The organism is Bradyrhizobium sp. AUGA SZCCT0158 (genome assembly GCF_018130065.1).
In the GTDB taxonomy this organism is placed as follows: domain Bacteria; phylum Pseudomonadota; class Alphaproteobacteria; order Rhizobiales; family Xanthobacteraceae; genus Bradyrhizobium.
In genome coordinates, this window is record NZ_JAFCME010000006.1 from 82,709 (window position 1) to 105,645 (window position 22,937).

General features: G+C 62.7%; 5 protein-coding genes. 1 reads left to right on the forward strand and 4 read right to left on the reverse strand.

The features are described 5' to 3' along the window. Positions 1–129 precede the first annotated feature (129 nt). The 4 genes from JQ574_RS10635 to JQ574_RS10650 all read right to left on the reverse strand — a co-directional run bounded on the left by JQ574_RS10635 (position 130) and on the right by JQ574_RS10650 (position 22,202). The gene (locus JQ574_RS10635) at positions 130–1,791 is read right to left on the reverse strand and encodes a ShlB/FhaC/HecB family hemolysin secretion/activation protein (protein WP_212208666.1); all 1,662 of its coding nucleotides are present in this window, start codon (positions 1,789–1,791) and stop codon (positions 130–132) included. A 15-nt stretch (positions 1,792–1,806) separates the two neighbouring features. Next, positions 1,807–20,112, reverse strand: coding sequence for a leukotoxin LktA family filamentous adhesin (locus JQ574_RS10640; protein WP_212383491.1), 18,306 nt, complete (start codon positions 20,110–20,112; stop codon positions 1,807–1,809). A 75-nt stretch (positions 20,113–20,187) separates the two neighbouring features. Next, positions 20,188–20,904 carry a hypothetical protein gene (locus JQ574_RS10645; protein WP_212208664.1) on the reverse strand — a complete coding sequence of 239 codons (717 nt, stop codon included), beginning with the start codon at positions 20,902–20,904 and terminating at the stop codon, positions 20,188–20,190. A 572-nt stretch (positions 20,905–21,476) separates the two neighbouring features. After that, positions 21,477–22,202, reverse strand: coding sequence for a hypothetical protein (locus JQ574_RS10650; protein ID WP_212208663.1), 726 nt, complete (start codon positions 22,200–22,202; stop codon positions 21,477–21,479). 129 nt (positions 22,203–22,331) lie between these two features. On the opposite strand from JQ574_RS10650, the gene JQ574_RS10655 reads away from it, so the two are divergent. Continuing rightward, positions 22,332–22,937 (forward strand): tripartite tricarboxylate transporter substrate binding protein, encoded by a 606-nt coding sequence (locus JQ574_RS10655; RefSeq protein ID WP_212383492.1) that lies wholly within the window; start codon positions 22,332–22,334, stop codon positions 22,935–22,937.

Below are 22,937 nucleotides of genomic sequence, written 5' to 3' on the forward strand. Positions count from 1 at the left end.
TGGAAATCGCTCAGGTGCCCTGCATAGCATTTCTCGGACGCGCGTCGAGAATGGCAACGCGGCCAAGGTGGACGTCAGAGCATTGCCGGAGATGTTTCGGGGCGGTTCGCCAGAATCCTGGCCGCGTGCCTATCCGGGCACGTTCTGCTTGGGGAACATCCGCAGGGGCCGGAAGATAAACCGGCCATAGTATTCGTAGTGCCGCTGGGTGGAGATCGCCAGTTTCAGGGGCGTTGCATAGCTGCCCTCGAACGTCAGCGAGGGCGCCATCGTCCACGAGAAACCCACCCCGATCGAAGCCAATTCCACGATGCCGGGGAATGTCGAGTACACCGCGCCCCAATCGGTGAACACATACGTGTCCAGGCCCTTGAGAATGGCCGACCAGTTGTAGTGCAGTTCAGCGTTGACGTAGTAGCCGCTGTCGCCGGCCACCGCATTGGTGGGATAGCCGCGCACGGTGGTCGGGCCGCCGATCGAAAAGATCTGGTCGCCCGGCAACAGCTTCGTCGGCGAATATTGCCAGCTGCCCAAGAGATTGGCGCTGAAATTGGCAGGGCCCACCACCGACGCTATCGCACTGCCGGTATAGGTATTGAAGGTTCGGTTGCCGTTCAGGATGTAATCGTGCCACTCGATGTAGTTCATCGACGGCGAGACGGTGATGGAATAATTGTTGCCGGAATTGGTCAACGAAAACCCGCCCGTGGATCGCTGATAGCGGTCGCTGGTGACCGCGACGGTGCTAAACCGGCTTACCGTATTGCCGTCGGTCTGGGCCGCGTTGAGCAGCAGCAGCCAATTCTGGGTAACCCAGGCCGGCTGGCTGAAATTGATGGAGGCCTGGGTCGACCGCCCGGTTACGTCGAGCGCGACGAACGGTCCGTCGATGATCTTGATCTTGCCTTGCGTGTAACTCAGGCCGACGCGGCCCCCCCAGGGGTTTACCGGAATGTTGTAGGCGACGTTGCCGTTGAGATTTCCGTCCGACCTCACCCCATAGAACGTCAGGCGATCGTCCACGCCGAACAGGCCGTGACGCCGGTAAAACGCGCCGCCCTCGAACCGGCCTGTGTTCTGGACACCCTGATTGTCGGTAAATAATTGCAGTGTATCGGTGGGTGGTTCGATAACGGCGAATTGCAGGTCGGTCAGGCCGAAGCTGGTCCCCGGCTGCAACAACGCCTTGATCTGCACGTCGTTGGTTCGATTGAACCAGATCACATCGCGGTTGAGCTTCGGCACATCGAGGACTTCACCTTCCGGCGCCTGGACGCGCGGCAGGATATAAGACGTCGACGTCTGCTTGTTGCCCTCGATGGTGGTCTTTTGCAGACGACCTTCCGTCAGCTTGATACGAACGATCCCGCCCTTGGCATCCTGATCCGGCAGCGTCGCGATCCCTGTGACGATCCCGCGTTCGGCATAGACCGCGTTTATGTCGGCTACGACCTGCTGAAGCGTCGCGATATCGGCGTTCTTGCCGATATATTTCTTCGCAATCTCGTCGAGCTCTTCGGGCGTGATGAACTTGGATGAATCGAATTCAAGCTTGCGCAGCAGGAATTTTGGACCACCTGGTTTCAGGGTTTGGGTCTTTTCCCGCTCGCCGCCGACCACGCCCGGGCCCTGGAGCTTGGGCGGTTGGCTCTGCCGCTCGAGTTGCTGCCGCTGGCGATCGATGTCGGTCTGGATGGCGCCGGGGTTGACCTGCGGGGCGAGCTGCGCGCGCGCGGATGCATTGCACAACAGTGCAAGCCCGATGCCCAATGCTATTGCCTGCCTACGCATTGAAAACCTGTTGCCTTAGAACTGAACTACCGGATTGCCATTCTCCCTGGCATCCGCGAACCGATTGGCATTCCCTTTTGCACGTCCATCAAGCCCGGTGCTGTTCCAGCCCGGACGGCCGTTCTTGCGCCCTTCACGCTGGAGCTGCCGAAGCTTCCTGGCTTCCGTAAGCCCCTCAATATTCACGGCCGGTCCCGATCCGATCACCTCAACCGGCTTCGGGGTGAGCAGCGCCTCCAGTCTCGCGTTTCCGGCAAGGCCAAGCAGGTAGAACGTTTCGGCGCCGCTCTTTTGCGCCAACCAGGCGTTGAGCGTTTCCGTGCCCTCCGTATCGTTGGCGATGTTGCGGATCGCCATCGAGCCGGTGAAGCTGCTGCAGCAGGTGTGCGAACCCACATAGTTGGTCACGGTCGCCGAGATGTCGCCATTGTAGAGAACGACGTAGCTGTCGGTGACGTTGGCGTTGCCGTTGTGGCTCATCGTGAACACGCCGCCCGGCTGGTAGAGCTGCAGCGTCGCCCAGTTCGACGGCGACGGCGAACGGTTGTCCAGCAGGATCCGTTGGGTCAGCGTCGTCAGCATCAGCTGGCCCGGCACGAAGCCGTTGACGATCGTGACGTTCGGCGCGTCGGTGACGAAGTTCGCGTCAACGACCCTGAACTGGTTCACGATGATCGTATCCGGATCGATGTTGAGATTGGCCGAGGTCGCGACGCCGCCTTTGTAACCGGTGACGTTCATGATCAGCGGGATCAATGGCGTCGATGGAATTTGCCCGCCGACGACGTTGATGGTGTTGTTGGCGGCAAGATCCAGTCGCTTGACGACGCCAACCCATTTGATGGTGAGGTCGCCCGGCGCGGACAGTGCGACCGTATTGCCCCGGATCTGATCGAGGCTGATCGAGTCCGCCGTATCGAAACGGGTGTCGCCATTGGCATAAACCGATCCTCCCAGGATTGACCCGAAGTTGGAGCTCAGATTGACGTCACCGGCATCGCCGGGGATGCCATTGGCAGTCAGCTGCTTGAAGACGATGTCGCCATGCGCCTGCAAGGTCTGGGTGCCGCCGCTGATCGCCGTTCCCAGCGTGATCCCGTTCGCCGTCGCGGTGATGCCGAGTGCGCTGGCAGCGTTGAGGTTGGTCCAGTCGATCAGCGTTCCCTGCAGCAACGCGCCGCCGGTGACGGCCGTGAGGTTGTTGCCGGTGTTGCTGGTCGCCGCGATCAGGCTGGCGGAACCATGGGCATTGATCGAGCCGCCGGCGAGCTTGCCGGTATCGGCGTTGATGTTGACGTTGCCCGCGTCACCCGCGATGCCGCTGGTGGTGAGCTGATTGAACGTCACGTTCTGCCTGGCGTGCAGCGTTTGCGTGCCGCCGCTCTGTGCTGACGCAAGCGCGATGCTGCTGCCAGTCGAATTGACCCCCAGCGTCGTACCTGCTGTCAGAGCGGTCCAGTCGATCAGGCCGGCGGCCAGGAGCGAGGCCGAACCGGTCGTCGCCGCCAGCGTCGTGCCGGTGATGGTCGTGGCGGCCGTCAGCGAAGCTGAGCCATTGGCTGAGACCGAACCCGGCGTTGTGACGCCACCGGCAACGACAGTCTCTGCCAGGATGAAGCCGTTGGCGGCGTTAACGTTGATGTTTCCGACGTCGCTGCTGATGCCGGTGGCGGCCAGCTGGTTGAACGTGACGTTCTGACTGGCGTGCAGCGTCTGGCTACCGCCGCTCTGCGCGGTCCTGAGCGTGACGCTGCCGCCGGTCGAACTGATCCCCAACGTCGTACCCGCGACCAGCGCAGTCCAGTCGATCAGGCCGCCGGCCACGAGCGAGGCCGAACCGGTGGTCGCCGCCAGTGTCGCGCCGGTGATGGTCGTGGCGGCCGTCAGCGAAACCGAGCCGTTGGCTGCGACCGAACCCGGCGTCGTGACACCGCCGGCAACCACGGTCTCTGCCAGGATGAAACCGTTGTCGGCACTGACGTTGATGCTTCCGACGTCGCCGGTGATGCCGGTGGCGGACAGCTGGTTGAACGTGACGTTCTGGTTGGCGTGCAGGGTCTGGCTGCCGCCGCTCTGCGCGGTCCTGAGCGTGATGCTGCTGCCGGTCGAATTGATCCCCAGCGTCGTGCCCGCGGTCAGCGCGGTCCAGTCGATCAGGCCGCCGGCCAGCAGCGAGGCCGATCCGGTCGTCGCGGACAGCGTTGAACCGGTGATGGTGGTGGCCGCCGTCAGCGAAGCCGAACCATTGGCCGCGACCGAACCCGGCGTCGTGACGCCGCCGTTAACGACTGTCTGCGCCAGGACGTAACCGTGATCGGCGTTGACGGTGATATCGCCGGGATCGCTGCCGGCACCCGTCGCCGTGAGCTGGTTGAAGGTGACGTTGCCGTCGGCATGAACTGTCTGGTTGCCGCTGCTGGCGGCCGCCCCGACGACGATGTTGCTGCCGCTGGTGGTTGCCCGCGCCGTAAAGGTGCCGTTGGCGCCGGTCGCCGTGCCGGCCAGAACGCTGTTCAGCGTCAGGCTGCCGCTGCCCTGCACATCCACGCTTCCCCTGACGGCCGACAGCAGGCTCGCCTCGAGGTCAGCCAGCGCGCCGGTATAGATGCCGCCATCGGTCGCCGTGGCGGCCAGGTATGGCGCGTTCAGGGTGATCCGCCGCGTCGATGTTCCGATGCTGTTGGCGTTGAGCGCGACCCGTGCATTGGTGCCCGAGGCCACCAGGTTGGTCTGGCCGTCGGCGTTGCTCAGGATCGCGCCCGCGGAAACGCCGCCGGCCGAAACCACGATGGAAGCCGCATTGCCGGCCGCGGCATAGGATGCCGACGAGTTGAGCTGGCCGAGCGTGGCATCCCCGGTGGTCGCCACGGTGATTACGCCCGCGGCGTTGATGGCGGTGTAGGCGCCCATGGTGAGCGACGCCGAGGCCAGCGTCACCGCTCCGTTGGTGCTCTGGGCGACAATCGGATCGGCGCTGGTACCGGCCGTGAACGTCACCGCGCCGTTGACGAGCAATTGCATCAGGCCGTCACTGGTGATGTCGGCATTGATATTGAGCGCGCCAACCGGCGTCCGGAGCGTCATCGCGCCGCCGGCGGAAAGCCCGCCGTAGGTTCCGCTCGTACCGATATTCAGGTTGTCCGACGGGGCCAGGATCGTCATAGCGCCGACCGAGGTGCCAGTGATCGCGCCCGATATCTTGACCTGCAGCGGTTGGGCCGTCGTGCCGTTGAAGCCGACATTGCCACCGGCGCGCACGTCCAGCGATGCGCCCGCGATATGGACCGCGGTCCGGTCGGTAAACTGCGGCTGGGCATAGATGCTGCCGGTCGCCGCGAACTGGATCGCGCCGGCGGCGGTGACGTTGCCGAGGACAAGGTCGCCGGTGGTCTGTTTCAGATAGATGCCGCCCTGCGCCGCCACGACCTGGTCGAGCTGGTTGGTCGACGGGTTGGCGAAAGCGATCTGGAGGGCGTTCGGATTGTTCGCCGGGTTGGTTCCGGCCGCTGGCGCCTGGCCGATGTTGCCGGTTTCCGAGATCAGGGTGAGATCCCTGATGTTGCCGGAGATTACCGGCTGATTGGCAATGCCCGCGAATATGTCGCCGACGGCGTTAAGCTTGACGTCGCCACTCACGGTCTGCACGCCGTTGGACTGTGCCGCCGTGATCGGGCCAAACGTTGCGTTGGCGATACCACCCAGCTTCAGGTCGGACTTGCTGGCCAGATAGATGTCGCTCTGCACCTTGGCGGCAACGGCGTCGATCGGATTGAGAACGACGTAGCTCTGCTGCGACACGCTCACATTATACGTGATGACACCGGTAGCCTGGTCGGTTGTCGGCGTCACCGTCAGTTGTGACGGACCGGCCGAGGCCAGCAGGGCCTTCTGTACGTCCGACAACGACGAGGAACCCGTGCTGGTGAAGGAGAAGTCCACGGGCCTGGCCAGGTTGCCGACCGAACCGTTTGGCGCGTACAGCATGACCTGCCGGCCGCTGACGTTCGCGGGCGTGAGTTCGCCGATCGGCGCCGGCGCCACAGCGGTGGCCGGATTGGCGGCGGCACTCACGGTGTATTTGAGCTGATCCTGCGTCCACTGCGAACCCGATGTGATCTTCGCGTAGAGCGTCGAACTGGTCGACAGCGAATAACTGAAGTTCGGATTGTACGCCGTAAGCGACACGGTCAGATCCGGCGCCGCCTGCAGGGTTGCATTCGAGGCAAGGTTGGCGCCGAACAGCGTCGTGAGCCCATTCGTAAGCTGAGTCTCCGTCTTGATGCCGAGCAGATACTGGGCCTTTTCAAACCGCGTTTCCGCCTCGGTCTTCATCTGAGCCGTCGTGACAGCAGCGGGATCGATGTCGAGCTTGCCAGCGACCTGGGCCCTGAGCACGGTGGCTCCCAGCGAGGTGAGCGCGTACGTGCTGCCGTCGGCAAACGCCAGATTCCGCAGCTGCCAATAATCGTTGTAGGCCGCCTTGATCATCGACTCGTAGGCGGTCACGGAAGCCGCCGCGGAGCCGCTCACCAGGTTGAGGCTGGTCCAGACATCCTGAAGGTGCGCGCTCTGCTCGGCGGTCAACCCGCCAGCCGACAGGCCGTTGAGGATGTTGGCGGTGGCACCGTCGGATGCGGCGGCCGCCAGGAAGACTCCTCCGCCAGACGAAACCTTGCCGAGCCTGAGATCGCCGGTCGATTGCACGATGTAGGTACCGGTCGAGGACGTACTGTTGAGAAGCCCGCCATCGACGCTGCCGTTGATCAGGGTCGTCCCCGTGGCCTGGACCACCAGCGGGTTGACGTTGGTGAGAACCGTTGCCCCGTTGCTGACACCTGAAACCGCGCCGATGGCGCCGCCCGTCGAATTAATCTCGATCGATTTGCCGACCACGACCGGGTTGGCGACGTTGTAGGGTGAACCCGAACTGATGTCGCCGGTCGCCGACAGGAATATGTTTCCTTGCGGCGCGTTGCCCGCGATTGCCGAATTGGCCTTCACCTGACCGATCACCAGCGATCCCTGCGCGGCAATGGCGATGTCACGGTCGATCGATGTTGCGTTCAGCCTGCCGCCATAGACCTGAACCGGCACCGGCGTCTTCGTCCCCGCGAGCGAGCCGATACCGCCATCTGCCCTGAGCGTGACGTTGGTGCCGGAAATCAGCGGATTATTGGCGGTCGCACCGACCGTAATGGACGAATTGGCGCCCGTCGCGGTGACGGTCGTTGCGCCCTGCAGATTGTTGATCGGTCCATTGATCACGATGCTGGCGTCAGATGTCACCGCCACCGAGCTGGAACCGCCGCCGTTGATGTGGATGCCGATGTCGTAGGAAGCCTTGACGGTGTTCGTCAACGTCAAGGTCAGGCGGTCGTAGATCTGCTGGTACCAATTGTACTGTTTGAGGCTGCCGCAGCATGCACCACTGCCGGTGTTGAAGTTGTTTGAATGGTAAGCGCCGGTCGCCGTGACGACTTCCTGGAAGTTGGCGGTCTGCAACTGTCCGGTCGCAACGCCGTTGACGACCTGCTGCACGTTCGAGACGAGGCTCGTGGTCTGTGTGTAGGGATAGGTCGGCGAGTTGGCCGAGACGCCGCTGAAGGTCCAGCCATAGTCCGCGGCAGTGCTGGTGACGGGACGCGTCAGCGTCGCGGTGTCGACCCATTGATAATATTGGTTGGCCTGCGGCTGGTAGACCACGCCCGAGGTTCCGCTGAGGCCGACCAGCATCCCCGAATTGTAGCCGCTCGCGTTGACGCCTGCGGTCCGGTAGGTGCTGACCTGCTGTCCGCCAGGCGCCGCGGCGTTGTAGACGTACCAGGTGGTCTGCTGCTTGAGCTGGTCGACGATCTGGATGACGCTTGCGGCGCTGACGCCGGTGTTAATCGTGTTGGTGACGAGCGTTGTCCCGGTCGTGTTGTTGACGGTGATCGTGCCGGCGCCGCCATTGACGATGATGTTGCCCTGCGACGTGCCGCTCGTGGACGTGCTGATGATCCGGCCGTTCAAGTAGACATAGCCACCGGTGCCCTGCACCACGCTGTTCAGCACGATCTGGTCGGTCAGCACGTTGTACCGAGCGCCAACCTGCACGTCGCCGCCGTTGACCTTGGTCAGATACGGGGTCAGGTCGAGATAATTGCCGTTCTGGGCATTGGTCTGGGCCTGGGCGAGCGACAAGTTTGCCAGCGTGTCGGCGCGCAGGCTGTCAATGGCGTTCCTGACGTTGGTGCCGATATTGACCGAATAGTTGCTGCTCTGTCCGCTCTGGATGGTTCCGTTGACGTTGAGCACCGACGCCGACAGGATGATGGCTTTGCCGATGGCAAAGGCGTTGGGCGCCGCCGCCGTGGTGGTCGTCGCAGCGGTTATTGGCGTCACCGCCGCGGACTGGATGTTGATGACCTGGAAGAAGGCTGCGCAGCCCAAGCAATGGAACGGGCTTCCGTTGTCACCATACACGGTCTGACCGTCATAGGTGCTCTTCTCCCAAGGCCTGGTCGAGACGATGGCAGGATTGGCTCCCTCGATTTGAGCGAGGTTTCCAGGAATGCCCTCGCCTGACGGCAGGAAGATCGCCGAGTAAAGCGAAACGCCGTCATAAAACAGGTTGAGCATGCGCGCGGTGAACACCACGCTGTTCGGTACAGCAGCCGCGCTGCCGCTGCCGCCGTTGCAGCAATAATGGGTATACGGTTTGTAGGTGCCGTTGCCGGCAATGTAGACCTCGCCTGGAACGTACTGGCCGTACGTTCCGAGCCACGTCGCCGCCGTCATGACGGCGGTCAGCGTGTCGGTGGGCCTGAACTGGACGCCCGCCCACTGCGACGACACGGTGCCGTTGGTGTTGTAGATGCTGCCGACCCCGCCATTGAACGTGAAGGTGCCGTTCGGGACCACCACCTGGATCGTCGCCGCGTTGTAGGTCTTCGATGCGACCACGTTGCCGAGCGCGTTGGAGATGTTGAGCAGGCCGTTGAGGTTGGTGACCTCGCCGTTGAAGTAGATATCGGGGGTCTTGGTCAGCGGGATTCCGTTCAGATCGACGCCGAGGCCGGTGTTCGGGTCCTTGCGGTTATAGCTGGCGTTTACGGCGACGACCGGCGTCGAGCCCGTCAGATCCTGCTGGAATGTGATGCCGGGCGACGTGGTGTCGGTCGCCGCACCCGTAAAGATATTGTGGCCACCGCTGACCCCGGTCACCGTCATCCTCGACACCGACATGAAGTTCAGGCCCTGGTTCTCGATGTTGATCGAGACGGAGTCCCGGGACGAGACAAGCGGTGCGGCCTTGCCGGCCACCTGCGTGCCGCTCATCGTATCGGCCAGGATCGAGACGTTGCCGCCCGAGACCATGATATCGCCGAGCGCGATCGACGCGCCGGCGACGTTGGCGGCGAACGGCGCCTGCTGGATCAGCGTGTTGACCTGTCGCTGGATATCACCGGTCGGATCATTAGCAGTGGCAATCGTGATGGTGGGATTGGCACCCGACAGCACCGTCTGCACATCCGCCGTCGACAACCCGCTCAACGTTGCGATCTGCGAGACGATGGTCTGATAGGGATTGAACCCGTTGACGACCGCGTACTGGATGGTCTGGTGATTGTACTTCTTGACCGTGCTGAAATTATTGGGATTGGAGACCAGTTCGAGAGTCAGCGCGTACGGGCTGGTCGTTGTTAGCGTTGGCGTGGTGGCGCCGACAGCGATGAGGATCGATTGCTGATGGTAGATGCCGGCCACCACGACGCCGTTCTGCGAGATGTTGCCGCGGACCTGGGTCGCATCGCTGTGGTTGTCGTGGTTCTCGGTGCTGAACAGCGTCAGATATGGATTGTAATTGGTGCCCCTGCCATTCGCGGATACGGCGCCTTTGGTCGCTGCAAGCGAGACGTTGTTCACGCCGAGCACCCGCGCGCCGCCGGCGATATTCAGGTCGGAATAGCTGCGCGCCGTGGCCGTGCCGCTATACACGGCGGTAATCGGGATCAAGGTCTGGTTGTAGACCACGGTGGTCGCGTTGGCGCTCACCTGGCTGTACTTGCTGCCGTCGCCGGCCTGGCCGGCGGTGAGATTGAGCAGGCCCCAGGCCAGCAGCGTCGTATCGCCGCTGACGTTGACGGCCTGGTTCGCGGTCAGCGAGGTATTGGTGCTGGCGCCGGCGCCGGTGATGGCGCCGTAGAGGTTCGCGTTGGCGTAGTTGTACGCGATCAGCGACGACGCCGTGCCGATGAAGAGGTTACCGGCGCTGAAGATCTCGGTCGCGTCAATGTTCACCGTGGCGTAGGCGTTCGCCGTCATATTGGACCGCGCCCCGCCGCCGGCAAACAAGCCGCCCGCGGTCAGGCTGACGCTGTCGACGGTGCGCAGCGAGTTGTAGGCTTCGATGTTGACCTTGGCCGTTGAGGTCAACGGATCGTCGTTGAGGCTGAGGATCGTGCCGCTGCCGATATTCGTGGTCGCCCTCTGGGTGACGTGGGCGTCACTCACCGTCGCGGCGCCCGCAGCCACGCCGCCCGACCCTGCCCGCGCTCCGCCACCGACCTGATTGACGATGTCGTTGGAGATCACGAGCATGTCGCCGCCGGCGGAATGAATGATCAGGTTGGTTCCGACGCCGGCCGTCGTGGTCGAGGTGATATTGTTGGTCGCGTTGCCGCCGCTGGCGCCGGCAAAGGACGCCTGGAAGGCGTCGCCATTGCCGGCATAATTTGTCTGATGCTGGGCCTGGATGTTCAGCCCGCCGAGGTAAAGCGTGTTGGACGTCGCGTTACCGTAAAGATTCGCGCTCGTCGTCGCGGTGTTGTTGATCAACGCGACCGCCGCGGCGCCGGCGATGGTACCGCCCGAGCCGGCCGTCGCGCTGGACGCAAGGCTGTCGGTGCCGACCGCGGTGATCTGCAGGATCCCGATATGGTTCGCGGTGGTGATCGCCCCCGCCCCCAGATAGGCCTCCGTGGTGGCGTTGGATGTGACCTTGCTGATGGTCGCGCCCGCCGCGATATAGCCGGCCGCGATACCCGTCGCTGTCGCGTACTGGTTGCTGTCGTTTTGGGCGGCAATGATGAAGTCGCCGTCCGGCAGCGTAATTCCCGTCCCGCCATAGGCACTGACCGTCGAGTTCTCCCTGGTCTCGGCGTAGCTGCCCTGGACGCCGATCAGCGACCCACCGCCGCCCGCGATCGCACGGGCATAGATGCCGTTGCCGCTGCTGGGCGTCAGCGCCATGGCGGTGACGGAAACGTCACCCCCGGTGAAAGTGGTGCTGTTGCCAACGCGGGAGGTGACGTTGAGCGCCGAACTCGCCAGCGCCACGGAGACACCGATCGCGCCGCCGCCGACGGCGACACCCAGCGAAGTCGCCGAGATGTCCGGCGTCGCCGAAGCCGATACCAGGGTGCCGAGACCAGTCGAGGAGGTCGTGATCGCGGCACTGCTGCCGATCTCCGCCAGTACGGTGGAATCTTCCCTCGCGGTCGCGGCCGCGCCGGTGCCGGAGACGATGCCGCCGGCAACCGCCGTCGCCGACGCCGACAATTCGCCGGCTTCGGTTGCCGTAACGGCAACGGTCGAACTGTTGACGCTGGCGTTATCCAGGATCTTGGCGGCGACCGAACTGGATTTTGCGGTGGTGGCGATCGTAACGCCGACGGCCGCGATGCCGCCGCTGCCGCCCCCGGCCGTTGCGGCCTGGGTCGAGGTGTCGCGTGCGCTCACCTGAACGCCGTTGCCGCCCGTTCCCGTCACCGTGCCACCGAGCTGCGCCGTCACGGTATTGCTGACATTGCCAACCGCCACGGCCGCCTGGGCGCCGAAGTAAAGCGATAAGCCACCGGCAATGGATTCGGTGTCCACGGTCTTGCCGGCGTAAGGCCCGGTGGTGGCATCCTTCACGACAGCTGCGACGCTGACCGTGGGAGCCGAGACGATGGCGCTCAGATTGGCCAGAACGCTGCTGTTAACGGTGGTGTATCCGATACCGGCGCCGACGCCGACATTCTTGCCGAAACCGGCGCCGAGCAGGAATTGCTGCGCGGCGTTGGCGCTGGTGGCGTTGACGTTGACCTGGGTGCCGGTGACGTTGCCGCCCGCGATCTGTGCTGTGACGCTGTCATTGCCACCGGTCAGCACGGTGCTCACGTCATAGGTCGAGGTGGCGTTGGCGCCGCTCGGATTGCCGGCTGTACCGCTCGCGACCGCGCCGCTGCCCTGGCTGGAATTGGTTCCGGCGTTGGCGGCGGCGATGGTGCCGCCGAACTGTCCGGTCTGGTCGCCCTGCGTGTCGGCGTCCGCCGTGTTGGTGCCGATGAGGATGACGCCAATCGCCGCGCCGATGCCCACCGAGCTGCCGGCACCCACGGTCACGGCATAGGACTGCACTTCCTTGATGCTCTGGGCATTGACGTTGATCGCCCCGGACGAGTTCAGATTGCTGTTGCGGGTCTCCGCCGCGGTCTGGCTCTTGAACACCAGCACGTTGGCGGCGGCGCCGACGCCTACCCCGCCGGTCGCAACCGACAGCGCACCCGCGATCTCCCGGATGTAGACTTCCTCATTGGCGTTCACCGTAACCGCGCCCGCAGCGGTGCCGGTCGGCGACGTCAACGTGGTGTCGTAGATGCCGGCGATCGTGACGTTGTTGGCGATCTCGATGTTGGCCATGCCAGCAACAGCCCCGCCGCCGGTCGAGATCGCGCCGCCGACCGAAAACGCCTGGAAATCGTTGATCGTTCTTGCATCGACATCGAGCGCGCCGGTCAATTGCAGCGCCGTCGTATGGGCCGCGCTGTTGCCGCGGTAGTGGAATTCGTCGCCTACGTAAGCCAGGGTCTTGTTCGAACTGACCTGGACCAGGAAGGCAGCGCCGATCGCCACATTGCTGCCGTAGGCGCCGGAGCCGTTGGCGGAAGCGATACCCGTGCTGTTCTTGGCCTTGACGGACAGTGACGAGGCGGTCAGGGAGTCGCCATCGACATAGGCTTCCGTGGTGGCATTGAAGACGTTGAGGCCGACCGAACCGCTGTTGAAGCCGACCGCGACCGAGGACGCGTGCTGCTCGGCATTGGCCTTGACCGTGACCGCACCGACCGTCGGGGAGACCACGCCGCCTACGTTGACGGTGCCGCCGACCTCGGCATTGGTGATATAGGCGAACGTTTCGCGCGACATCGTCGTGCTGATGATGGTCGCGCCGCCGCCCGCGGTGCCGGTCGGCGCCACGATCCCGAGGCCGAACGTGCCGGAGTAAGACATGCTGCTGGCGGCGACGTTGATCTGGGGCAACGAAGTGGAGCTGGTCAGGCGGGTGTCGATGCTGGCGCTGTCGATATAGGCTTTGGTCGCGCCCGACATCACGTTGACGATCGGGTTGATCATGATCGAAACGCCGCTGCTCGCGGCCAGGCTGGCCACGTTGGCGACGACCGCCTGGTGCGAACTGGCGACGACCGAAAGGCCCCGCACATTCTCACGTGTCTCGCTCAGGTCGGGCGTATCGTCGGTCGGGGCGCTGAACGCACCTAGATCGAGCCCATACCTGAGGGTGCCGCTATTGACGGACACGGTGTCCGACGAACTGGTGCCGCGCGCATCGACCGTGGTGGTAGCGCCGCTGATATAGGCTGACGTATTACCGGTGATCTTGTTGGTGACGAGCGAGCCTGCGCCCCCGGCCGAGCCCTTCGAGATAGCAAAGGCGCCGGCGAAGACCGCAGCGTTGTCGGTGTTGGTCGCCAGCACGGCAACGCTGTTCTCGCCGATGACGTCGGCACCACCGGAAATGCTGGCTGTAACATTGGTGCCCATCAGATTAGTGGCGACCGATCCGGCCAGACCGAGCTGTGACGACATGGCGACACCGACAGCAACTGTCGATATCGCGGCGACCGATTCGGCTGCGACGGCAACGCGACCGCTCGAAACCACCTTGGAGCCCGTTATTCCGGCGCTCACATTGTTCGAAATGTCGCTGTAGACAATGGCAAGGCCAGCGGCGCTGCCTCCCGTCGACACGCCGGCCACGGCCGCAGTCCCGGTAATTTTCGAGGTATCCTTCGCGGCCAAAAAGAGATTTGTCGAAGCAATAGTCGAATTCGTGGTGTTCGACTGCGCGTTGCCAACGGTCGCCGAAACCGTGTTACCAATCGAACTGATGGTCATCCCGGCCAGGCCCGAGAACTGGCCGTTTCCGCCGCCAACACCGATTGCAACGGACTGGATCTCCGACGAGTCGGTCGCAGTCACCGAGACGGAGCCGCTGCTTGAGGTCAGCAGCACGCCCGCGATGTAGGCTGAATGTGTCGTCGCGATATCGTCGTATACGATCGACGCGCCAACATTGTTCTTGCCAACCTGGATCAAACCGGCAACCGAAATGATGGCGGCGCCGGGTGCCTGAGGCGTACCCGTTGTGCCACCATTAAGAGCCGCGTAGCTGAAATCAACGCAGGTTTGAGGGCTGCCACTGGTTCCGCAATTGGATGATGCGAGCTGATTGTTGTTCGACTCTCTCACCAGATCTGACAGCGCGTTGTCGAGCGCCGAGATAGCCACACTATCAGCGGTCACAACGACGGCGCCCGTGACATTGATGTTTACGGTGGCACTGCTGCTGATATAGGCGGTCGTCGATGAGGTGATCTCGGAGACGACGATGGCGCCGCCAAGACCGTTGCCTCCGACTCCGCCGGATGCTCCGCCCGCCGCGATGACGCCGGCGTTATCCGACAGCACGGTAAGCGTGTCGTAATTGTTGATCGACGTCGAGCGTATATGCGCGTCGGCGGCCTTGCCGCCCGTCGGATCGCCAATGGAGGCGTAGGTCATCGTGACGCCGATGCCGCCCTTGCCGCCCGCCATATACAACGAGCCGCCACCGATCGCGATATTGCTGGTTTGATACGCGTCCACCTCGACTGAGCGCGAAGTGCCGCCGCTGACGCCGTTAATGGTGGAGTTTTGAATATAGGCGTTCACGCTGTCAGTGATAATGCCGACAGAAGCCGATACCGCCGCGGCATTGCCCCCCTGCGATCCGGCGATGGCAATGGCCACGACGGTTTGCTCGCCGCCGTTCAGTGCCTGCACCGACACCGACCTGTGGTTATTGATGGTCGTGTTATCGATATAGGCCAGAGTTGCGTTGTTCGACATCGCCGAGGCAATCGCACCGCCTATCGCGAGGCTGCTCGGCGAATCGCTTCCGGCGAGGTTGGCCGAAGCAGATCCCGATCCGTTGTTCAGTACAGTGTCGTTGAGCGCCTGAACCAGCGTCCTGGCCGTGGTGCTCGACGCATCGAAACGGTTGACCGTCACACCGGAAATAAAGGCGCTGGTACCCATGCTGACATCGCTGACCGACGAACTTCCGGCCACGTCGATGCTGAAGCCATCGGGTGAGGTCCCTGATTTCTGGCTGACCTTGCTCGCACCGGTAGCGATGCCTGCGGTTCCTCCGGTGGCGGCGTCGGTTACGGCTTCCGCCTTGTTGGCAAAGCTGGAAAATGTCGGACTTGTTATCGCGGCCGCGATTGAAGCGGCAGTGATGCGGCCTGCGGTAGTCGCGCTAAGCGCGAGGGTGTTGGCGGCGACTGTGCCGTTTCCACCGCCGTTACCCGAGAAGCGATCATTGTCAATGAAGGGACCCGACCTGATATCCCAACGATTGTCACCGATGTAGGCGGCGGTGTCGGTGTTCGCACCGAGATAGGCGACCGCTATGCCGACAGCGGAGCCGGCGCCGGCCGAGAACGCGCCGGCCAGCGAAATCATCGAAAGTTCCTGTGCCGCGTGAATATTGACCGTCGGCGCAGACACATGGGCTCCCTGCCCAATCGATGCGTGCGTGGTGTTGTCGACCAGCGCGATCGACGTGATCCCATTCAGTACCAGGGCGCCCGCAGCCTTGCCCGATGTCGGCGCCACACCGAAGAATTGGTCGGTCGTCGCCGCCTCGACGGCGATTTTGTTGGCCGCACCGAGTGATGCGCCGGAAGCCACGCCGGCAATGGTATTGCTGGTAAACAGGACGAGATTGAGCGCACCTCCCAGCGAGGAGCCGCCTGACGAGCTACCCCAGCCGAGACCGAGCGCGCCGGTATTGCCGGCGGCATTGATAGAATTCGTTGTCGTATTTGCAGCGACGGTGAGGTTCGCGCTGAAATCCTGTGTGTCGCCGCTGTTAAGCGGCACCGACCACGAGCCACTACCGCAAACCGCGATCGTACAGGTCGCGTTCAGGCTTGCGCCCGTCGCGACCCATGCCGTCGTGTTGTTGTTGACGATAAAGTCATTCAACGAACCGGCGATCGCGACGGTCTCACCCGCAGTCGCGCTCGAGTTGGCGTAGCTGGTCAGGATGTTGCCGCCGACGCCGAGCGTGCCGTTGAGGTGGCTCAACACCTCGCCAAGGCCGGCCCATTTCAGCCAGGTATTGGTTATCGGCATGTAGGTGTTCGCCGTCACGCCGATATTCGGTGCGTCGATCAAGGTACCGGCACCGATATAGGCGTTCGAATTATGTGTGAATTTGCCCCATGCCACCGCCGCACTGACGGCGGTGGGTTCCGGCGTACCGCCGGGGAAGCTTGAGGCGATCGCAGAGGCCGTCGAATTGCTGCGGACGCCGACGTCGATCACGTTGCTGACGACGGCTACATTTCCGGTCGAGTAAATCGATGGCGCACCGCCGCTCGGATTTTGCGCGATCGCCGCCGTTGCGTTTTGGGTACTATTCGCGACCGACAACGCAGCCGCCGCCTTGAGACCCAGGTCCGACTGGAACAGCGTGCTCATCTGCAGCAAGAACAAATTGGCAGGCGCCGTAGCGCTGGGAAGCAGCGCACCTTGCAAGGCTCCAATCAATGCCGGGGTGCCGACGGTAGTCGAGGCCATGGTCGAGTTTGACTGGGTGTTGGATGTGGCCTCGACCAGCACGGAGCCGACCATTCGGTTTGCGAAGGTGCCGAGCGATGCGCCGAGCGTCGCCGTCGCGGTCGTGGTGGCATTGCTGATGGCTACCGCGCCGCCAACGCCGCCATTCAGCGCCGGGGTACTGAGGGCTACCGACGTCGCCGACGTCGAGAAACTGTTGTTGTTCAGCGCGCGCAGCGCGAAGCCGCCGGCCGACCCACTCGCCGTGCCGACCGTCAGGTTGGCGCCGGTCGCGACGTTCGCCGTCGTCGTGACGTTGGCCTCCGAATAGGCGACGGTCGCAACGACGAGTGCGCTGGTGGTCGCAGCCACCGCGGAAACCTTGAGCGTCGCATCGTTGATGGCGTTGATGTTCAGGCTGCCGCCGGCGCTGATCGTCGCGCCGGATGCGACATTGGTCGAGACGTTTCCTGAGAGGGTGCCGACGACCACGCCTGCTCCAACGGGCGAGAGGCCAAGCAAGGTGCTGGCGATGACGGGATCTTCGGCGACCTCCTTGCCGTTCGCGCTGATAGTAACATTGCCGGTGCCGGTAATGTTTGCGTGACTGTTGATGGCAACATTCGCCGTTGCGCTTGCGGCGACATATCCACCGTTGAGGCCCAGGATTAAACCTGGAATGGCCTGTCCGAGAACTGCAAAATCGGACACGATGTTGCTCGAGAAACTTGATACGGCCTCCGACGTTGCGCTGATGTTGATCGCCCCGCCCGTGATTTGGCCGTCGATCGTAATGCCGGTCGTCGCGCTGGCATGGCCGGATGACCGGTTGTCGCTCGCGGTCGCGTTGAGCGTGACGGCACCGCTGGTGAAGGTCGAGCCACCGAAATTGACGGCTTGAGCAAGGATCTTCGATCCCTGGGCCATCGTGATCGTCGGCGCGCTCAACGTAACGTTCCGCGAGTTGGCCTGCGAATTCTGCGAGGCGTTCAGTGAACGTGAATCGATGACGGCGGTCGTGTTGAGGGTGATCGAATTGTTCGCCGATATCTCGAATCCGCTGGCTCCGGAAAGTGCCAGCATCAACGAGGCGATCTGGGTGTTGTTGACGAACCCGGCGCTCCCGGCACTGGGATCGGCCGAACTGCCGATGATGACGTTGTCCTGGTCGAAGGCAAACGCGGCGGCGCCCGCGGCGATCTGTGCGCCCGACATGACGTTGAGCGTACGGGCCTGCAGCGCGACCTTCATCGTGCTGCCGGCGTTGATCACCGCATCGGCGTTGAGATTCAGCGTGTTGGCCTGAGCCGACAGCAACAACGTTGCGGAGCCGTTTACCGCCGCGATGTATTTGGCGATCATCGCATTCGACAACTGGCCGGCTTGGCCGTTGTTGGCGAGTACGTTGCCCCCGGTAAGCGAGGCGCCACCGACCGTCAGCGTGCTTTGGTTGAAGAAGAACCCGACGGTGCTGCCGGTGATGCTCGCGCCGGTCACTACGTTGATCGATGGTCCATTGAAATTGATGACACGGGACGGATCGGCAACGATCACGGCCGTCGATCCCACGGTGATCGAGGCCTGGTCCGTACTGAAGCCAAGGAATGCACCCTTGACCGTGCCCGAAATGTTCAAACCCGAACCCGCACCGAAGGCGTTCATGATGACCCGGCCGGAGGTAAAACTGGTGCCGCCGGCATTGACAGCCTGCGCAAGAACCTGCCCGCCGTTGTCAATGTTGATCGTCGGCGCGCTCAATACGATGTTTTCCACCGAATGTGCGTTCGAAACGGCGCCGTTCATGCGGCGGCCGTCGACAATACCAGTGGAGTCGACGGTGATCTGCGACGATGCGCTGAGCGAGAGAGTGGCGCCGCCGCCTAGTACGCCGGCGTAGCGGGAGATCGTGGCATTGGAGACAAAGCCGGCCGCGCCGGTGTTGGTGCTCGTGCTGCCATTGCCGACGATCATGTTGGCGGTGCTGGAGAGGACGACCCGTGACGCAATGATCTGCAGTGCGGTGTTCGTCAAAACCTGAGCGCCGCCATTGCTGGCCGCATTGATATTGACCTGGCCACCCGACGTGTTGGCACTCAGGGCGACCGTGTCGCCCCTCACGTAGCTGCCCGCCAGCAGGTTCAGCGTCGGCGCATTCAGGGTCACGTTAACGGTGGTCCCGCCGTCGACGACGCCGTTTCCATTGATCGTGATCGAGTTGCTCGCCAAAAGCGTGAATGTGCCAGTGCCGTTGAGCGCGGAGATCGCAGCAGCGACCGTGGCATTTGACATGTTGACGCCGGCGACACCGGTGGCCGCGCCGACAACGATATCCGTCGGATCGAGGATGAGCTTGCCGGCATTGCCGTTAGGCGCGGCAACGTTGATTTTGACGCCGCTGGCGATGTCGACGATACCGTTGGCGCTCAGATCAACGACCGCCGCGTTACCCTTGGCGGAACTGGCGTTGATCCGGGCACCGCTCTTCACGGTCAGGTCGCCGGTGCTCTTGAGCGTGACGTTGCCGGCGTCGCCTGTCTTGCTGGCGGCCGTGCTCAGGCTGGCGTTTTTGCCGAGTTGGATATTGTTTCCGGCGGTGACGGTGATCGTGCTCGGCGTGGTGGTGCGGCTGCGCGCCGTCAGCCGCCCGGAGATGGTTGCGTTGTTGACCGCTCCGATGTGAATTGATCCGTTGCGGACGGTGATGGCGCTGGCGCTGCGCAGGCCCTTGGAATTGACCGAGGCCGCGAATTTGGAGGCATGTTCGTGGTTGACACGCTCGCGCTGGCTCCTCCCGCCGCCGACGAAGACGTTCTGGCCCGTCAGACGAACCCCGTCCGCGGCGTTGATACGGCCGAGAATCCGGATATTGCCGTCCGGCGATATCGGGAATGAGCCGTTCATCAGGCTGCTTACGGCAGCATTGTTGATCTGCCCGGTGGCGCCGACGATGCTGTCGGTGAATTCCTTCGACGGCGTGGAAACGTTCAGGCTGCCGACATTGACGACGCCGGTCTTGCCGACCACGAAGCCGTAGGGATCGGCGAAATAGACATTGCCGCCGATTTTGCCGTTTTGATAGGAGTTGAGCGTTCCATTGACGTAAGCCGGCGCGTCCCGGACGATATTGATCAGGTTCTGGCTGCCGTTGGGCACCTGCAGATTGACGGTGTTGCCCTGCCCGACCCCGAACTGCGAAAACGAATTGAACGCGTTGGCGCCGGAAACGGTGGTCGTGGTGATGTTGGTGACATTGCCCGACGTCTGCAGGCTGGTTCCGGTGCGGCCGTCGGGAATGATCACGTTGGCCGTCTGCGCTCTTACACTGGTGCCGAGCAACGGCAGGATCGTCATCTGCGCAATGCAGATCAACGAGACGAAACGCAGGCGCGAGAACCTGCGTAACGTCAGACCACCCTCGCTTCTGGCTGAGAGCGGCATACGCATGTCAGCTCACCTTCGCTGGTGACAAGAGCGCGCGACCGGCGGCCATGCGTCGGGTTGATCCGGAGCGGGACGACATCAGAATTGACCAGGCGGGAGCTTGAAAACGTCGGGGCTCTTGGTGTCGGCCACATAGAACAGCAGCAGGCCGGTCGGGGTCAGGACCCGCTGGTTGTTCTCTTTGGTCTCGAACGTTCCCTGCAGCAGCAGGATCACCGATCGATCCTTGGCATCGCTGCCGCGAAACATCAGGACACCGCCGGCGACGGGCGTGTTGACGGCGATGGTGTCGGGTTTGAAACCTTCGCCCAGGAAGTGGGCGCGCAGAATGTTGGCATTCGAGAACAGCTTCTCCGGCGTCATCGCCGGATCCGTCCCTTTCGACCAGACCGTGCCGACCTGGATGAGCGTCTTCGACTTGTAGCCGAACACGTAGGATACTTCGGCGATCCCGCCGCTCGGCAGCAAGTCCGGAACGGCCAGCAATACGCTGCGGGTCAGTTCGGCCGGATTGTCCTGCGACTTGATCGCATCCGGCTTGACGCCGAAATCCTTGGTGATCGCCGCGCGGACATCCGCCTCGTTCATGCCGAACTTCGAAGAACGGAATCCATCGATCGCTTTGGCGGTTTTTTCATCGACCGCCGCCGCTGCTGCCGGCACCGTCGCCTCGGCCTGGGTTGCTGGCCGTGGCGCCGGCACTGCCTTCTGCTTGGGCGTGCCCTGTGCATACGCCGGGCCGGCTACGACAGATGCGATACCGCAACATGCCAGGAACATCGAAATCTTGCGCATTCAAAAACCTTCCGAAACACCAGACATAAACTTTAGGCAACGCCGCAATTCGGTAACCGGAAATTAGCAATTGGCCTCGTTACCCCGTAACAATACCGCGTTCCCCACACCGAACATAGCGGCGATGGGAGAATGAGCACCGATGGCTAATATTGGCGCGGATGCGTCGCTGGCCCGACACGAGTGCGCGCTGATACGGCATGCTGCGCACTTGCGACAGTCGAGCCAAATGCCATCGGAGAATTTTGGATTGGTGATACAAATCAGCTGCTTATAGCGACAGCATTGTAAGCGGATTGCGATGCCTGGAAACGTTCGGGCCGTTGGCATTCAGGCGGACCTGTCGATCGTTAATGTCGGTGGCGGCGAGAATTCGAACGGTGTCGATTCTCATCCAGCGCACGATCAGATCGCCTCATTTCTCACGCGGCGCACACTCGTGAGGCATCGAAAAATCGGGATTCGCCAACTCAAAAGCCAGCAGACGGCGCCACTCCAGTTGCAGAATGCGAAGAAGCCACGCTTGGCGCGCGGCTTCTTGATTACGATGCGTATGTTGCGCCGATTTTGCGTCAGATCAGCAGGAAGTTGGAATTACTCAGCGTGCCGTTGAGGTTGTTCAGCCCGATCTCCATGTCGGCCGACGTCATTGTGCCGTCGCCGTCGATATCAATCTGCAGGACGTTGGCACCGGGCCCATTATTAAGCAGATGGGCCGATGCCTGACCGCTACCGGCAAAGGCACCGGTGCCGACATACTCGATGTGATCGTCACCAATCGCGATGCCGGAGAAGGTGAACGTATCGCTGCTGGCATCGAAATTGGTAATCTGGTCAGCCGAGCCGCCCACGAGCGAATCCGACACGCTGGTAAAGCGGAAATTGTCCTGCCCCGCGCCGGCCGTAATCCCATCGTAGCCCGCACCCGCTGTAACGGTCGTGCTACCCGATGTGTTGCTGATCGTAAGGTTGTCTTGCAGGGCGCTGCCATTGATCGTTTCAACATCGATCACGGTCAGGTTGAACGAGCCTCCGTTCAAGTTAAGCGTGTCGGTCCCGCCACCAAGATCGACGGAGCCTTGATAGCCATTCAGGGTCAACGTATCGCTTGACGAAGTGCCGTTAACAAAATTGACTCCATGGAGCGCGTCGAACGAGTTGTTGCCGTCAGCGAGATTCAACGTGTTGGTGCCGTCGCCAAGATTGACGGTGACGCCCGACACGTTGTTGAGCAGCTCCAACGTGTCGTTGCTGGGGGTAATGCCACCGGTGAAGTCGCTGCCGTTGACATTCTCCACGTCCGTCACACTGACGGAATTCGAGCCGTTGGCGAGCCAAACCGAGTCGTTTCCTCCGCCGAGATTGATTGCGAGGCCGGTAGCGTTGGTCTGAATGGTCAGCGCGTTGTCCTGACCGCTGCCGTTGAGATGCTCGACACCGACGAGGCCGAATGCCGTATTTCCCGAGTGGATAGTTACAGCGTCGTCGCCCAGACCGAGATCGACAATCCCGGCAAATACGGTTTTGCCGGCCCCGGCGTCGGTTCGACCCCGCATCTGGGGGGTGAGCTGTTTCGGCTGGCGTTCAGCCTCGACCTGGTGCACGTGCCGTTTACCGGCGCAGCGCCTGCGATCCAGTCAACCGTCGGCGGGCACACGCCGATCGCTTTCACCGCGTTGCCGCCCGCCCTTTCGGCAGTGCAGGCCGGCCAATTGCGCGCGCTCGGCGTCGCCGCCAGCGAGCGCGCGGCCCAGTTGCCCGACGTGCCGACCTTTGCCGAACAAGGCATCAAGGACCAGGAGGCCGATACCATCACAGGTGTCCTTGCGCCGGCGGGAACGCCGAAAGAGATCGTCGACCTGCTCTATCGCGAAATTTCCAAGGCGGTCGGGCAGGCAGACGTGAAGGAGCGCCTGACCGTGCTCGGATTCAAGCCGGTCGCGAACCGGCCGGAGGAGTTCGGCGCCCGCATCAAGCTGGAAATGGAAAAATGGGGCAAAGTGATACGTGACGCGAAGCTCAGGATAGAGTGA

What these genes read in the sequence shown, in the direction of transcription:
- JQ574_RS10645 (WP_212208664.1), bottom strand. Translation starts at nt 20,904, where the DNA reads ATGCGCAAGATTTCGATGTTCCTGGCATGTTGCGGTATCGCATCTGTC.
- JQ574_RS10640 (WP_212383491.1), bottom strand. Translation starts at nt 20,112, where the DNA reads ATGCGTATGCCGCTCTCAGCCAGAAGCGAGGGTGGTCTGACGTTACGC.
- JQ574_RS10635 (WP_212208666.1), bottom strand. Translation starts at nt 1,791, where the DNA reads ATGCGTAGGCAGGCAATAGCATTGGGCATCGGGCTTGCACTGTTGTGC.
- JQ574_RS10655 (WP_212383492.1), top strand. Translation starts at nt 22,332, where the DNA reads ATGCTCGACACCGACGAGGCCGAATGCCGTATTTCCCGAGTGGATAGT.